The 15,620-nt window shown below is 71.5% G+C and carries 10 protein-coding genes; 4 read left to right on the forward strand and 6 right to left on the reverse strand.

Annotated features, from left to right (window positions below):
- The 5 genes from WQ56_RS07905 to coxB all read right to left on the reverse strand — a co-directional run.
- Positions 1–356: cytochrome c oxidase subunit 3 (locus tag WQ56_RS07905; RefSeq protein ID WP_047136563.1), on the reverse strand; the 356-nt coding region annotated here is incomplete at its 3' end.
- Positions 357–403: 47 nt separating this feature from the next.
- Complete coding sequence (locus WQ56_RS07910) at positions 404–988, reverse strand: cytochrome c oxidase assembly protein (RefSeq protein ID WP_047136564.1); 585 nt, start codon at positions 986–988, stop codon at positions 404–406.
- Positions 985–1,116 carry a hypothetical protein gene (locus WQ56_RS19420; RefSeq protein ID WP_255350608.1) on the reverse strand — a complete coding sequence of 44 codons (132 nt, stop codon included), beginning with the start codon at positions 1,114–1,116 and terminating at the stop codon, positions 985–987. Before WQ56_RS19420 ends, WQ56_RS07910 begins: the two co-directional genes overlap by 4 nt.
- 23 nt (positions 1,117–1,139) lie before the next feature.
- Positions 1,140–2,762: a cytochrome c oxidase subunit I gene (gene ctaD, locus WQ56_RS07915; protein ID WP_047136565.1), complete on the reverse strand. Its 1,623-nt coding sequence runs from the start codon at positions 2,760–2,762 to the stop codon at positions 1,140–1,142.
- A gap of 19 nt (positions 2,763–2,781) precedes the next feature.
- A complete protein-coding gene (gene coxB, locus WQ56_RS07920) occupies positions 2,782–3,696 on the reverse strand; it encodes a cytochrome c oxidase subunit II (RefSeq protein WP_047136566.1) in 915 nt (304 codons plus the stop codon).
- Between the two features lie 528 nt (positions 3,697–4,224).
- On the opposite strand from coxB, the gene putA reads away from it, so the two are divergent.
- A complete protein-coding gene (putA, locus tag WQ56_RS07925) occupies positions 4,225–7,410 on the forward strand; it encodes a bifunctional proline dehydrogenase/L-glutamate gamma-semialdehyde dehydrogenase PutA (protein WP_231583377.1) in 3,186 nt (1,061 codons plus the stop codon).
- 598 nt (positions 7,411–8,008) lie between these two features.
- On the opposite strand, the gene WQ56_RS07930 is transcribed toward putA, so the two are convergent.
- Positions 8,009–8,770, reverse strand: coding sequence for a polysaccharide deacetylase family protein (locus tag WQ56_RS07930; protein ID WP_231583378.1), 762 nt, complete (start codon positions 8,768–8,770; stop codon positions 8,009–8,011).
- A 130-nt stretch (positions 8,771–8,900) separates the two neighbouring features.
- Between WQ56_RS07930 and grxD the strand changes: the two genes are divergently transcribed.
- From grxD to WQ56_RS07945, 3 genes are all read left to right on the forward strand, one after another.
- Positions 8,901–9,830: a Grx4 family monothiol glutaredoxin gene (gene grxD / locus WQ56_RS07935; RefSeq protein ID WP_047136568.1), complete on the forward strand. Its 930-nt coding sequence runs from the start codon at positions 8,901–8,903 to the stop codon at positions 9,828–9,830.
- 388 nt (positions 9,831–10,218) lie between these two features.
- Positions 10,219–11,724, forward strand: a complete 1,506-nt coding sequence (locus WQ56_RS07940) for a GGDEF domain-containing protein (RefSeq protein WP_082132267.1) — start codon at positions 10,219–10,221, stop codon at positions 11,722–11,724.
- Positions 11,725–11,785: 61 nt separating this feature from the next.
- Positions 11,786–15,256 (forward strand): PAS domain-containing hybrid sensor histidine kinase/response regulator, encoded by a 3,471-nt coding sequence (locus tag WQ56_RS07945; protein WP_047136569.1) that lies wholly within the window; start codon positions 11,786–11,788, stop codon positions 15,254–15,256.
- Positions 15,257–15,620: the final 364 nt, after the last annotated feature.

A 15,620-nucleotide genomic window follows, 5' to 3' on the forward strand; every position in this document is an offset into this window, starting at 1 on the left:
AGCCACGGCAGCGCCAGCGTGCGGGCGTAGAACAGCGCGCCGAAGAACGCGCCGAAGAACATGATCTCCGAGAAGATGAACCACACCATCCCCATACGGAACGACACGTCGACCTGCTTGTTGTAGTAGCCCGAGACCGACTCGAGCACGACGTCGGCGAACCACTTGAACAGGATCAGCGCCAGGCCCGCGATGCCGACGAAGAACGTCGTACGCCCCCAGCTCGCGTCGTTGAACCAGCTGGCCAGGCCCAGCATCGTCACGAACAGCGCGACCGAGGCGAACAGCGGCCACTTGCTGTCGTGCGGCACGAAGTAGACGTTGGGATCCTGGTGTTCGGTCTTCACGTGGGCCATGGCGGTATCCGGGTGGCGGCGCGGTGTCGGGGGCGGAACGGGGAACGCTAGGGCGCGGCGGCCAGGCGCGCGTCGCGCACCGGGGCGACGCCGGCGACCAGCCGCGAGGTCAGTACATCGTTCTTGAAGAAGGTATACGACAGCGTGACCGTGTTGACGTCGCGCGGCAGCGACGGGTCGATGATGAAGCGCACCGGCATGTCGCGGGTCTCGCCGGCCTGCAGCGTCTGCGCGGTGAAGCAGAAGCACTCGGTCTTCTGGAAGAAGCCCGAGGCCCGCGCCGGCGCCACCGACGGCGTCGCGCTGCCGACGACCGGCCGCGCGCTGTCGTTGTGCGCGTAGTACGTGGTCTCGTACTGCTCGCCCACGCGCACGCGCATGCGGGTCTGGTTGGGACGGAACGACCAGGGCAGGTGCGAGTTGACGCTGGCGTCGAACTCCACCGTCACCCAGCGTTCCTCCCCACCCCCGGCCGCCTGCACCGGCGCCGCCGCGGCGCTGTTCTCCAGCCGGATGCCGAAGACCTTCTCGCAGGCGATGCGGTAGAGCGGCACCAGCGAGAACGTGAACGCGAACGCGGCGACCGAAACCGCCACCAGCTTGCCGATGCCCAGCGGACGCCGCGCGCTCATGCCAGCAGCACCCCGCGCAGGATGAAGCCGGCATAGATGCACAGCGCCACCACCGCGATCGTCAGCGCCGTGCGCCGCGCGCGGCGGCGGCGGGCGGTCAGGTCGTCGTTGGCGTCGGGGATCGGCATCGCGGGCTGCGGCTCCGTCGGCGTCAGTGGCTGATGTCGTCGTGCGCGAGGTCGCCGGGCTTGAGCACCGGCGGCTTGGCGAACGTGTGGTGCGGCGCCGGCGAGGGCACGGTCCACTCCAGGCCCTTGGCGCCTTCCCACGAACGCGCGGCCGCGGGCGCGCCGCGCAGCTTGGAATGCAGCAGGATCGCGAACATCAGGAACGGCGTGGCGAACATGCCGAACGCGCCGATCGAGCTGATCAGGTTCCAGTCGGCGAACACCACGTTGTAGTCGGGGATGCGGCGCGGCATGCCGGCCAGGCCGAGGAAGTGCTGCGGGAAGAACAGCAGGTTGACGAACACGATCGTCCACCAGAAGTGCACCTTCGCCCAGAACTCGCTGTACATCCGGCCCGTCCACTTCGGCCACCAGTAGTAGGTGGCCGCAATGATCGAGAACAGCGCGCCGGTCACCAGCACGTAGTGGAAGTGCGCGACCACGAAGTAGGTGTCGTGGTACTGGAAGTCGGCCGGCACGATCGCCAGCATCAGGCCCGAGAAACCGCCGATCGTGAACAGCACGACGAACGCGACCGCCCACAGCATCGGCGCCTCGAACGTCAGCGAGCCGCGCCACATCGTCGAGACCCAGTTGAACACCTTCACGCCGGTCGGGATCGAGATCAGCATCGTCGCGAACATGAAGTAGATCTCGCCGCCCAGCGGCATGCCCACGGTGAACATGTGGTGGGCCCAGACGATGAAGCTCAGGAACGCGATCGCCGCCGTGGCGTAGACCATCGCCTGGTAGCCGAACAGCGGCTTGCGGCTGAAGGTCGGGATGATCTCGCTGACGATGCCGAACGCCGGCAGGATCATGATGTAGACCTCGGGATGCCCGAAGAACCAGAAGATGTGCTGGTACATCACCGGGTCGCCGCCGCCGGCGGCGTTGAAGAACGAGGTCATGAAGAACTTGTCGGTCAGCAGCATCGTGACCGCACCGGCGAGCACCGGCATCACCGCGATCAGCAGGAACGCGGTGATCAGCCAGGCCCAGCAGAAGATCGGCATCTTCAGCAGGTCCACGCCCGGCGCACGCATGTTGAGGATCGTGGCGATCACGTTGATCGCGCCCATGATCGAGCTGATGCCCATCATGTGGATCGCGAAGATCGTCAGCGACACGTTGTTGCCGCCCTGCAGCGACAGCGGCGGGTAGAGCGTCCAGCCGCCGGCCGGACCGCCGCCGGGCAGGAACAGCGTCATCAGCAGCAGCGTGAACGCGAACGGCAGGATCCAGAACGACCAGTTGTTCATGCGCGGCAGCGCCATGTCCGGCGCGCCGATCTGCAGCGGGATCATCCAGTTCGCCAGGCCCACGAACGCGGGCATGACGCCGCCGAAGATCATCACCAGCGCATGCATGGTGGTCATCTGGTTGAAGAACATCGGGCTGACGTGCTGCAGGCCCGGCGAAGCGAGCTCGGTGCGGATGATCACGCTCATGCCCGCGCCGATGATGAACATCACGAAGGAGAACAGCAGGTACAGCGTGCCGATGTCCTTGTGGTTGGTGGAGAAGAACCAGCGCTGGACGAAGCCCTGACGGTGGGCGTGATCGTCGTGGTGCGCGTCGGCAGTGGCGGTGTGCGTCGTCGACATGGCGTTCAACCTCGGGCGATCAGCCGGCCGCGGGCGCGGCGGGGGCGGAAGGGGTCTGCGCGGCGGCCGCATCGACGGCCTCCGCATCGGCCTCGGCCGGCGCCGCCTCGGGCGCAGGCGCGGCCTCGGGGGCCGGCGGCGCGTTGCGCGCCTTCTCGGCGGCCAGCCAGCTGTCGAACTCGGCGCGCGGCACCGCGCGCACGACGATCGGCATGAAGCCGTGGTCCTTGCCGCACAGCTCCGCGCATTGGCCGCGGTAGAGGCCGGGCTCGAGGATCTCGGTCCAGGCCTCGTTGACGATGCCCGGGATCGCGTCCTGCTTCCAGCCCAGCGCCGGCACCCACCAGGAGTGGATCACGTCGTCGGCGGTGACCACGAAGCGGATCTTGGTGTCGGTCGGCAGCACGAGCGGGTTGTCGACGTCGAGCAGGTAGTGGCCGTGGGCGTCGAGCTCGGCGCGCGTGGTGCCGCGGTTCTGCCGCAGCCGGTCGCTGTCGCGGTCCAGGCGGCTGGTCAGGGCCACGTCCTCGCCCATGTACTCGTACTTCCACATCCACTGGATGCCGGTGACCTTGACGGTCATCTCGGCGTCGCGGGTGTCGTACATGGCGATGAGCTTGCGCGTGGCCGGCACCGCCATGATCACCAGCAGCACGATCGGCACGACCGTCCAGATGATCTCGGCGGTGGTGTTGTGGGTGAACTGCGCGGCGACCGCGCCGCGCGACTTGCGGAAGCGGAACATCGCCACGGCCATCGCGCCGAACACCAGCACGCCGATGCCCACGCAGATCCACAGCGCGAGCATATGGGCGTCGTAGGCGTGCTGGGACGAGGCGGTGACGCCGCGGCCCATGTTCAGCTGCCACGGCTTGGGATCGGCGGACTGCGCCCACGCACCCGCGGACAGCGCCGTCGCGGCGATCCCGCACATCCACTGCTTGAAACGACCGGCTTGCTTCACATCGAACCCCAATGCCTGAGCTGGCGTTGTCTGGCGGGAACGCGTCCGTCCTCGCCCGGCCTGGGGACCGGAGCGCATGCGCAGGAGCGGCGGCGTACTGCGGATAACCAATGAATGGTAGCTGTCCGCAATCTGCGGGGGCAACCCGCGGTTTTCCGCGACGCGACGCGGTTTGCGTTCCTGCGTGCCCGCGACCGGACCATGCGGCATTGCAGCATCGGCCGGCCATGACGCCTTGTGACGCAGCCGGAGCGCCCGGTCGGCATCTCCAGCCGCGCCTGGACCGGCGGATCCGAGCCCGCCGACCGGCATGATGAATGGGCGATCCGACATCGCACCGGCAGCGGATGATCCGGGGACGCCCGAGCATGGGCGGCACGGCCGCGCCCGGCCTCCGCGCCCGCGAGCCCGGCGCCGGACGCGTGTGCCGGACCCCGAGCTATCCGCCGGACGACGGCGCGCCCTAGAATTCCGCTTTCGTCCCTGCCGGTGCGCCTCTTGAACGCCAGTCCGTCCCCCGCCGTCGCGGCGGCTTCCCTTCCGTCGCTGCGCGCGGCGATCACCGACGCCTGGACGCGCGACGAAACGCTGCACGTGCGCGAACTGCTCGCGCAGGCCCGCCAGCCCGACGCCGACCGGGCCGCGATCCAGGCCACCGCCGCCGACCTGGTGCGCCGGGTGCGCCTGCGCGCCCAGGACCGCGGCGCGATCGAGGCCTTCATGCAGCAGTACGACCTGGGCAGCGAGGAAGGCGTGCTGCTGATGTGCGTGGCCGAGGCCCTGCTGCGCATCCCCGACCAGGACACCGCGGACAAGCTGATCCGCGACAAGCTCGGCGAGGCGGACTGGCGCAAGCACATGGGCCAGTCGGACTCGGTGCTGGTCAACGCCTCGACCTGGGGCCTGATGCTGACCGGCCAGCTGGTCGACCTGGCCGACGAGACCAAGCGCAACGTCCACGGCGCGTTCAAGCGGCTGGTCGGGCGCGTCGGCGAGCCGGTGATCCGGCTTGCGGTGCGCCAGGCGATGCGGATCATGGGCCACCAGTTCGTGATGGGCCGCACGATCGGCGAGGCGCTGGCACGCTCGCGCAAGGGCGCCAACGCCGCCTACCGCTACTCGTTCGACATGCTCGGCGAGGCCGCGCTGACCCAGCGCGACGCCGACCGCTACCTCAAGGCCTACCAGGACGCGATCGACGCGATCGGCACCTCGGGCCGGTTCGACGACGAGATCGCCGCCCCGTCGATCTCGGTCAAGCTCTCGGCGCTGCACCCGCGCTACGAGCACGCCAAGCACGAGCGCGTGCTCGCCGAACTGGCGCCGCGGCTGCGCGAGCTGGCCCAGCGCGCGAAGGGCCACCGCATCGGCCTGACCGTCGACGCCGAGGAGAGCGACCGCCTGGAGCTGTCGCTCGACGTGATCGAGGTCGCGCTGCGCGACGCCTCGCTCGCCGGCTGGGAAGGCTTCGGCATCGTCGTGCAGGCCTACCAGAAGCGCGCGCCGTTCGTCATCGACTGGATCGCCGCGCTCGCCCGCGAGCTGGGTCGACGCATCCCGGTGCGCCTGGTCAAGGGCGCGTACTGGGACAGCGAGGTCAAGCGCGCGCAGGTCGAGGGCCACCCGGGCTACCCGGTGTTCACGCGCAAGCCCAACACCGACGTCAGCTACCAGGCCAACGCGCGTCGGCTGCTGTCGGCGACCGATGCGATCTACCCGATGTTCGCCACCCACAACGCGCAGACGATCGCCGCCGTGCACCGCCTGGCGGGCACGCTGCTGGGACCGCACACCGCGGGCACGCCGCACCGCTTCGAATTCCAGAAGCTGCACGGCATGGGCGACGACCTCTACGCCGAGGTGATCCCGGCCGACCGCCTCGACGTGCCGTGCCGGGTCTACGCGCCGGTCGGCTCGCACGAGGACCTGCTGCCGTACCTGGTGCGCCGCCTGCTCGAGAACGGCGCCAATTCCAGCTTCGTGAACCGGATCAGCGACGAGGACGTCGCGATTGACGATCTGATCCGCGATCCGGTCGAGGTCGTCGCCGGCTTCGAATCCATCCCCCATCCCCGCATTCCGCTGCCGGTCGACCTCTACCGCAGCCAGTCCTACGACAGGAGCAACTCCATGGGCGTCAACCTCGCCAACGACGCGCAGCTCGCCACGCTCGCCGAGCAGATCCGCAGCGCGCCGACGACGTGGACGGCGACGCCGCTCGTGCCGGGCGCCACCCCGTCGGGCGCCAGGACCGAGGTCACCAACCCCGCCGACCGCCGCGTGCACGTGGGCGAGTGGACCGCGGCCGACACCGCCACCGTCGAGCGCGCGCTCGCCAACGCGGTCGCCGCCCAGCCGGGCTGGGACGCCACGCCGGTCGCCTCGCGCGCGGCGATCCTCGAACACGCCGCCGACCTGCTCGAGCAGCGCATGCCGCAGTTCGTCGCGCTGTGCACGCGCGAGGCCGGCAAGACGATCCCCGACGGCGTCGCCGAGGTCCGCGAGGCCGTCGACTTCCTGCGCTACTACGCCGGCCAGGCACGCGCGGCGTTCGTGCCCGAGGCGCTGCCCGGCCCGACCGGCGAGTCGAACGCGCTGCAACTCTCCGGCCGCGGCGTGTTCGTGTGCATCAGCCCGTGGAACTTCCCGCTGGCGATCTTCGCCGGCCAGATCGCCGCCGCGCTGGCGGCCGGCAACAGCGTGATCGCCAAGCCCGCCGAGCAGACCGCGCTGGTCGGCTTCGAGGCGGTGAAGCTGCTGCACGAGGCCGGCATCCCGCAGGACGTGCTGCAGTACCTGCCCGGCGACGGCGCGACCGTCGGCGCGGCGCTGACGTCGGACCCGCGCGTGGCCGGCGTCGCCTTCACCGGCTCGACCGACACTGCGCGCGCGATCAACCGCGCGCTGGCCGCGCGCGATGCCGCGATCGGCGTGCTGATCGCCGAGACCGGCGGCCAGAACGCGCTGATCGCCGATTCCTCGGCGCTGCCCGAGCAGCTGGTCAAGGACGCGCTGGCCTCGGCGTTCACCTCGGCCGGCCAGCGCTGCTCGGCCGCGCGCGTGCTGTACGTGCAGGACGACATCGCCGACAAGGTGATCGGCATGATCGCCGGCGCGATGAAGGAGCTGACCGTCGGCGACCCGGCGCTGCTGTCGACCGACGTCGGCCCGGTCATCGATCCCGACGCGAAAAGCCTGCTCGACGAGCATGCCGCGCGGATGCAGGGCGCGGCCAAGCCGATCGCCGAGGCCCGGCTGGGGCCGGACACCGAGCACGGCACGTTCTTCGCGCCGCGGGCGTGGGAACTGCAGTCGCTGTCCCAGCTCACACGCGAGAACTTCGGTCCGGCGCTGCACGTGATCCGCTGGAAGGGCGACCAGCTCGACGCGGTCGTCGACGCGATCAACGCGACCGGCTTCGGCCTGACGCTGGGCATCCACTCGCGCATCGACGAGACCGTCGAGCGCATCGTCCAGCGCGCGAAGGTCGGCAATCTCTACGTCAACCGCAACCAGATCGGCGCGGTCGTCGGCGTGCAGCCGTTCGGCGGCCAGGGCCAGTCGGGCACCGGCCCCAAGGCCGGCGGCCCGCACTACCTGCCGCGCTTCGCGACCGAGAAGACCATCACCATCAACACCACCGCCGCCGGCGGCAACGCCTCCCTGCTGACGTTGGGTGAGTGAGCGCGTTGACGAAGCATCGCTTCGTGCGCGAACGAACGCCCGCCATGCTTTGGCGGGCCGGAACGAGTAGCCGCGGCTTGCGCGGCATGCCGCGCGCGGCTGCGAACGCCCGCTGTGCTTCAGCGGGCCGGAACGAGTGAGCGCGTTGACGAAGCATCGCTTCGTGCGCGAAACGAACGCCCGCCATGCTTTGGCGGGCCGGAACGAGTAGCCGCGGCTTGCGCGGCATGCCGCGCGCGGCTGCGAACGCCCGCTGTGCTTCAGCGGGCCGGAACGAGTGAGCGCGTTGACGAAGCATCGCTTCGTGCGCGAACGAACGCCCGCCATGCTTTGGCGGGCCGGATGAGTCGCCACCGCTTGCCGCTGTCCGGCCCGGCCTGACCACCCCCGCGCGGACCGCCTCAGCGCGCTGGGTGGGGCACGGGCCGTACGCAAAGCACCCCCATCCCAACCTTCCACCCGTAAAGGGCGCAATGCCCCGTAAACGGGGGAAGGAGCGAAGCAGCACAGCGTGCACGTCACCTCCCCCGCCCGCGGGGGAGGTCGGCGCGCCCAGCGCGCCGGGTGGGGGCACGGGCTTGCTACGGATTCCCGCACATCACCCCGGCAGCACCGTCTCCAGCCCCCGGGCCCGCAGCCGGTCGAGCACGCCGGCCACCATCGCCACGCTGCGCCCGTGGCGGGCGCCCTCGTGCAGCAGCACGATCGCGCCGGGCGCGAGATCCGCATCGATGCGCGCGACGACCTTCGCCGTGTCGCTCTCCACCGCATCGAAGCCACGCGCGCTCCAGGCCACGCGCGCCAGCCCGGCGTCGCGCAGCGGGGCATGCACGAACGGATTGGTGTGCCCGACCACGGAGCGGAACCACACCGGTGCGCGCCCGGCGATCGCGGTCAACGTGCGCTGGCAGTCGGCGATCTCGCGGCGCATCCGCGCCGGCCCCAGTGCCCAGAACCGCGCCTGCGGGTGGCCCTGGGTGTGGTTGCCGATCCCGTGGCCGCGGGCCAGGATCTCGCGCACCAGGTCGGGCCGGGCGGCCGCGCGCTCGCCCACCAGAAAGAACGTCGCCTTCGCCGCGTGCGCGTCGAGCAGGTCGAGCAGCGGCCGGGTGTCGTCGGAGGGGCCGTCGTCGATCGTCAGCCAGACCCCCGCCTCCCCCGGCAGCCGCACGAGCACCGGCCCGTACAGCCGCGAGCCGGGCGCCAGCACGCCCCATAGGCACAGCCCGTGGCTGGCGAGCAGCAGCGGCAGCCCGGCCTGCCAGCCCAGCCGCCACCACGCCCACGCGACCAGCGCCTGCGAGACCAGCAGCAGCGGCAGCCACAGGTGCGGGCGACGGGGCGGACGGTGCGGCGGCATGGCGCGCATCATGCCATCGCGCCCGCCGCGCATCGCAGCATCCTGCCCACGCGACCACCGGTCGCGGGCTTGCCTTCGCAGCCCCGCGCTACCATGTCGGTCTTCCCCGCCTGCTTCAGGATGTTCCGCCATGTCCCTCGATCCCGCCCTCCGCACCCGCATCGAGACCCTGCTGCAGGGCAATCGGGCCGTGCTGTTCATGAAGGGCTCGCCGATGGCGCCGCAGTGCGGCTTCTCGGCCAAGGCCGTGTCCGCGCTCGACGCGGTCGGCGTCGACTACGCCCACGTCAACGTGCTCGAGGACGGCGAGATCCGCGAGGGCATCAAGGCCTACGGCGAATGGCCGACGATCCCCCAGCTCTACGTCGACGGCGAACTGGTCGGCGGCAGCGACATCATCGAGCAGATGGCCGGCAGCGGCGAACTGCACGGGCTGTTCGGCGTCGAGGCGCCCGATCGCACCCCGCCGACGATCGCGATCACGCTGGCCGCGCGCGAGATGATCGCCAAGGCGCTGGCCGATGCCGGCGGCGACTACGCGCTGCAGATCGACATCGACCGCAACTTCCGCGCCCGCCTGCAGCTGGCGCCGCGCAACCCGTCGGCGATCGTCAGCGACGTGGCGGGCCTGCTGGTGCAGTTCGACCTGGCCAGCGCGCGCCGCGCCGAGGGTCTGACGATCGATTTCGCCGACGACATCCGCGGCCGCGGCCTGGTCATCGACAACCCGAACGCGCCCAGGACGGTCCAGGAGATCGGCCCGGCCGAGGCCGACGACCGGATCGCCGCCGGCAAGCTCACGCTGGTCGACGTGCGGCCGCCCGAGGAGCGCGCCACCGCCTCGGTGTCGCGCCCGTTCGAGGTCCTCGACGGCGAGGGCATCCAGCGCCTGCAGGCGCTGCCCAAGGACACCCCGCTGGCATTCCTGTGCCACCGCGGCGGCCGCAGCCTGCAGGCCGCCGAGCACTTCCGCAACCAGGGCTTCACCCACGTCTACAACGTCACCGGCGGCATCGACGCCTGGAGCGACAGCGTCGACGGCGGCGTGCCGAAGTACTGAGTGCCCTGCTGCGCCTGCGCGCGCGATTCACCTCCCCCGCCTGCGGGGGAGGTCGGCGCGCACAGCGCGCCGGGCGGGGGCACGGGCCCTTGGCGGAAAAGCGCCCCCATCCCAACCTTCCACCCGTGAAGGGCGCAATGCCCCGCCATGCGGGGGAAGGAGCCAAGCGCAGCCCCCTGCGACTCACCTCCCCCGCCATGCGGGGACGGCGCCAAGCGCAGGACCCCATGCGATTCCTCTCCCCCGCGTGAGCACTCCACGCGGCACGTCCCCACCCGCGCGGCCCTCAAGTCCGCCGCCGGAAGGCCGATAACGATCGCGATCAGTCGCAGTCCGCCACGGCCCCGGCACGTGACGAGGTCGACTGTCCTTCGACGACGTGGCCTCCATGCGGAAACCGTCCAATCCGTCCGATCCTCCCGTACGCCCGAAGGTGGCGCGCGGGCGCGAGGGCGCGATCGGGTCCGAGGCGCTGGTCGCGCTGTTCGCGCAGGCCCACGAGCCGCAGGCGCTGCTGGCCGCCTTCGCCGACGGCGTCGCCGGGCTGCACGACGAGCTCGGCGGGCTCGGCCAGTACCTGCAGTCGGCCTGCGCCAGCGGCGACTGGCCCGCCTACGGCCGCGCGATGCGGCAGCTGATCGACAAGTACGTGCGCTTCGTCGATCTCGACGCGCCTGCGCCGGCCGCCGATGATGCCTCGGCCCGCCTGCGCGACCTGCTGCGGCAGACGCTGGGCGTCGCGCTGGCGGCGCTGCTGCGCAATGAGCAGGCGCTGTCGGACGAGGCGCTCGCGCTGGCCAGGGCGTTCCGCGACCACGCGCCGGGCGATGCGCTCGAGGCGCTGGCGCAGCGGCTGTCCGAGCTGTGCCGCCGCGTGGGCGTGCATGCCGAGGCGGCCGAGGAGCAGGTCGCGCTGCTGATCGGGCTGTTCGAGCTGCTGCTGCAGAACGTCGGCGAACTGCTCGACGAGAAGAGCTGGCTGCACGGTCAGATCTCGCAGATCCGCGGCCTGCTCGCCGGCCCGCTCGACCGGCGCTCGATCGAGGAGGCGCGCACCGAGCTGCGCGAGGTGATCTACCGGCAGGGCGTGCTCAAGCAGGGCATCGACGCGTCCAAGGTCGCGATGAAGTCGATGATGACCACCTTCGTCGAGCGCCTGGACGGCATGGCGGTGCACACCGGCGAGTACCAGGACCGGCTGGCCGGCCATGCGCAGCGGATCCGCGAGGCGCGCAGCATCGCCGGGCTCAACGGCGTGCTCGACGCGGTGCTCGACGACACCGGGCGGATCCAGGCCCAGGCGCTGCGCGCGCGCGACGACCTGATTGCCGCGCGGCTGGAGGTCGAGGAGAGCGAGAAGCGGATCCACCTGCTGGAACAGAAGCTGCGCGACGCCGCCTGGCTGGCGCGCGAGGACGAGCTGACCAGCTGCCTCAACCGGCGCGGCTTCGACGAGGCCTTCGAGCGCGAGGCCGCGCGCGCGCGCGAGGACCGGCCGCTGTGCATGGCGCTGGTGGACCTCGACGACTTCCGCCGGCTCAACGCCACCCACGGCCACCTCGGCGGCGACGCGGCGCTGCGGCACTTCGTCGACGTCGCCCGCCTGACGCTGCGCGAGAGCGACATCGTCGGCCGCTTCGGCGGCGAGGAGTTCGTGATTCTGATGCCGGCGACGACGCTCGCGCACGCGCTCGCCGCGCTCGCCCGCCTGCGCACCGTGCTCGCGCACCGGCCGGTGCTGCACGACGAGACCCGCATCGTCATCACCTTCAGCGCCGGCGTCGCGCTGCGACGGCCGCGCGAGACGCTCGAATCGCTGCTCAAGCGCGCCGACCTGGCGATGTACAGCGCCAAGCGCGCGGGCAAGGACCGGAGCATGGCCGCGCAGGCCTGAGCCGCGCCCGCCGCGGCGCGCCGGAACGCTACACTCGCGCGGTCGCGTCGAAGGATGTCGCATGCTTCCGGGCTGGATCCTGCTGCTGGTGTCGCTGGGCTACGCCGCGCTGCTGTTCGCGGTGGCGTGGTACGGCGACCGGCGGCCGCTCTACCCGCAGCGGCCCTGGCTGCGGCCGGTGGTCTACAGCCTGGCGCTGGCGGTGTACTGCTCGTCGTGGACGTTCTACGGCGCGGTCGGCACGGCCGCGCGCCAGGGCATCGGCTACCTGCCGATCTACCTCGGCCCGCTGCTCCTGCTGCTGTTCGGCTGGCGCATCCTCGAGCGGCTGGCGCTGATCGCCCAGTCTCAGAACACCGTCTCGATCGCCGACTTCATCGCCTCGCGCTACGGCCGCTCGCAGCGGCTGGCGGCGATGGTGGCCGGCATCGCGCTGGTCGCGGCGGTGCCGTACCTGGCGCTTCAGTACAAGGCGGTGGCGATCAGCCTGGGCGTGCTCGGCGGCCCGGACGATCCGGTCACGCCGTTCGGCGACCCGGCGTTCTACGTCGCGGCGCTGATGGCGCTGTTCGCGATCCTGTTCGGCACCCGCAAGGTCGACGCCACCGAGCACCGGCCGGGCCTGATGCTGGCCGTCGCGCTCGAATCGCTGATCAAGCTGCTGGCGCTGGTCGCCGTGGGCCTGTTCGCGACGCTGTGGCTGGGCGCGCGCGACCTGCACATGGTCGAGGCCACGCGCGCGCTCGTCGACAACACGCCGCCCACCGGCTTCGTCGCGCAGAGCCTGCTCGCGTTCGCGGCGCTGATCTGCCTGCCGCGGCAGTTCCACGTCGCGGTCGTGGAGTGCGGCGACGTGCGCGACATCCGACGCGCGCGCTGGCTGTTCGGCGGCTACCTGGCGATCGTCTGCCTGATGGTGCTGCCGATCGCCAGCGCCGGCGTCGCGCTGTTCGGCCGCGACGGCCCGGTCGCGCCCGACAGCTTCGTGCTGGCGCTGCCGATGGCCGAGAACGCGGACGTGATCGCGCTGTTCGCCTACATCGGCGGGTTCTCGGCCGCGACCGGTATGGTCATCGTCTCGTCGGTCGCACTGGCGACGATGCTCAGCAACGACCTGGTGATGCCGCTGCTGCTGCGCCGCGGCTACGCCGAGCGCCACGGCGGCAACGTCGGCTCGACGGTGCTGTGGATCCGCCGGGTGGCGATCGTCGCACTCGCCGCGCTGGCCTACGGCTACTACCGGGTCAGCGGCTCGGACACCACGCTGGCTGCGTTCGGGCTGATGTCGTTCGCCGCGGTCGCGCAGTTCGCGCCGGCGCTGATCGGCGGGCTGTACTGGCGCGGCGCGAGCCGGCGCGGCGTCGAGGCCGGCCTGCTGCTGGGCTTCGCGATCTGGAGCTATACGCTCATGCTGCCGGCGCTGACCGAATCGGGCTGGATCGAGCCGCAGTGGCTCGACACCGGCCCGTTCGGCATCGCCTGGCTGCAGCCGCGCGCGCTGTTCGGGCTCGCCGGCTGGGACCCGCTGACCCACGGCACGTTCTGGTCGCTGCTGGGCAACGTCGGCGCGCTGCTGCTGGTGTCGGCGCGCTGGCGGCCCTCGCTCGACGAGCGCCTGCGCGCGGCGCCGTTCCTCGATCCCTACGCCGAACGGCGCGCGCTGGCGTCCGAGGACTGGAGCGGCAACATCAGCGTCGGCGACCTGCTGACGCTGATCGGTCGCATCGTCGGCGACCACACCGCCCGGCGCGCGTTCGACGAGTACGCCCAGGCCCAGGCGCGCCCGCTCGTGCTCAATGCTTCGGCCGACCGCACCTGGCTGCAGTTCACCGAGCGTCAGCTCGCCGCCGCGGTTGGCGCCTCGTCGGCGCGCCTGCTGATGACCAGCGCGCTCAAGGGCTCTGGCATGGAGGTCGACGAGGTCGTCGCGATGCTCGACGAGGCCGGCCAGGAACTGCGCTTCAACCGCGAGGTGCTGTCCTCGACGCTGGAGAACATCGACCATGGCGTGAGTGTCGTCGACCGCACGATGCGGCTGGTGGCCTGGAACCGCAGCTACCAGCGGCTGTTCGGCTACCCCGACAACATGCTCTACGTCGGTCGCCCGGTCGCCGACCTGATCCGCTACAACGCCGAGCGCGGCGAGCTGGGCCCGCGCGACGCGATCGACATCAAGACCGAGGTCGACAAGCGCATCGCCTACATGCGCGCCGGCTCGCCGCACGTGTCCGAGCGCGTGCTCGGCAACGGCCAGGTCATCGAGCTGCGCGGCCAGCCGCTGCCCGGCGGCGGCTACGCGACCAGCTACAGCGACGTCACCGACTACAAGCGCGCCGAGCGCGCGCTGCGCGAGATCAACGAGACGCTCGAGCAGCGCGTGGCCGAGCGCACCCGCGAGGCCGAGGCCGCGCAGGAATCGCGCTCGCGCTTCCTGACCGCGGTCAGCCACGACGTGCTGCAGCCGCTCAACGCCGCGCGGCTGTTCACCTCCGCGCTGCGCGAGACGCCCGACCCGGGCGAGCAGCGCCACCTGGCCGAGCGCATCGATACCTCGCTGCGCGCGGCCGAGGAACTGCTCGACGGCCTGCTCGACGTCTCCCGGCTCGACGCCGGTGCGCTCAAGCCGGAGATCGTCGACTTCGACGTCGCCGAACTGCTGCGCCAGCTCGCCGGCCAGTACGCGCCGATGGCCAAGGCGCGCGGCCTGGACATCCGCCTGTACGCGCCGCCCACGCCGGTGCGCAGCGACCGCCGCCTGCTGCGCCGCGTGCTGCAGAACTTCCCCGCGAACGCGCTGCGCTACACCCGCAGCGGACGCATCGTGCTGTCCGCGCGCCGGCGCGGCGACGACGTCGCACTGCAGGTCTGGGACACCGGGCCGGGCATCCCCGAGCACCACATGAGCCAGATCTACGACGAGTTCCACCGCTACGAGCACACCTTCGACTGGGACGGTCGCGGCCTGGGCCTGGGCCTGTCGATCTGCCAGCGCATCTCGCGACTGCTCGGACACACGCTCGACGCGCGCGCGGTGGTCGGCCGCGGCAGCATGTTCTCGATCACCGTGCCGCGCAGCGCGCCGGCGGCGGTCGTCGCCACGCCGGCGCCCGCGCCGCTGCACGACGAATCGCTGCGCGGCCTGCGCGTGCTGTGCGTGGACAACGACGACGACATCCTCGCCGGCATGCGCGCGCTGCTGCGACGCTGGGACGCGGTACCGCTGTGCGCCAAGACCATCGACGAGGCCATCGCGGCGATGGACGAACGACCCGACGTGCTGCTGGTCGACTTCCACCTGCACGACCGCCTCGACGGCCTGGACACCCTGGACGCGCTGCGCGGCATGGCGCCCGAGACGCCCGGCGCGCTGCTGACCGCCGACGGCAGCGACACGCTCAAGCAGACCGCACGCATCCGCGGCTACCGGGTACTCACCAAGCCGGTCAAGCCGGCCTCGATGCGCGCGTTCCTCGCCGCCCAGCGCAGCGCGATGACCGCGCGCCGCGCCCGCGCCGAGACGCAGCTCCACTGACCTGCGTGCGACGCCCGCCGGCCGCGCGCCCGGTGACGCCGCGGCGCGCGCGAGCGCGCTCCTACAGCAGGCGTCCGACGTTTCATGGCGCTTGCGCGAACCACTTGTAGGCGCGCGCTCGCGCGCGAAGCCGCGTTCCGGGCAGGCGACCGACGTGCCTTGCTGCGACGGCTTCGCCAGGAGCTTCCGGATCGTCCACGGCTGCATTCCCGGCAATTCGCCCTCGTGGCCGGACCACTCGTCCGCCTGCCGCGCGCAGTCCGTGCTGTGCCTGCCCGCGTCCGCCGCGCTGCTGTCAGCCTGCGCGTCCACCATGCAGCGACCGGCCGGCGCGTCGGTCGGGCCGCGGTGCATGACGGATCCA

It is taken from the genome of Luteimonas sp. FCS-9 (assembly GCF_001014645.1).
Classification (GTDB): Bacteria; Pseudomonadota; Gammaproteobacteria; order Xanthomonadales; family Xanthomonadaceae; genus Luteimonas.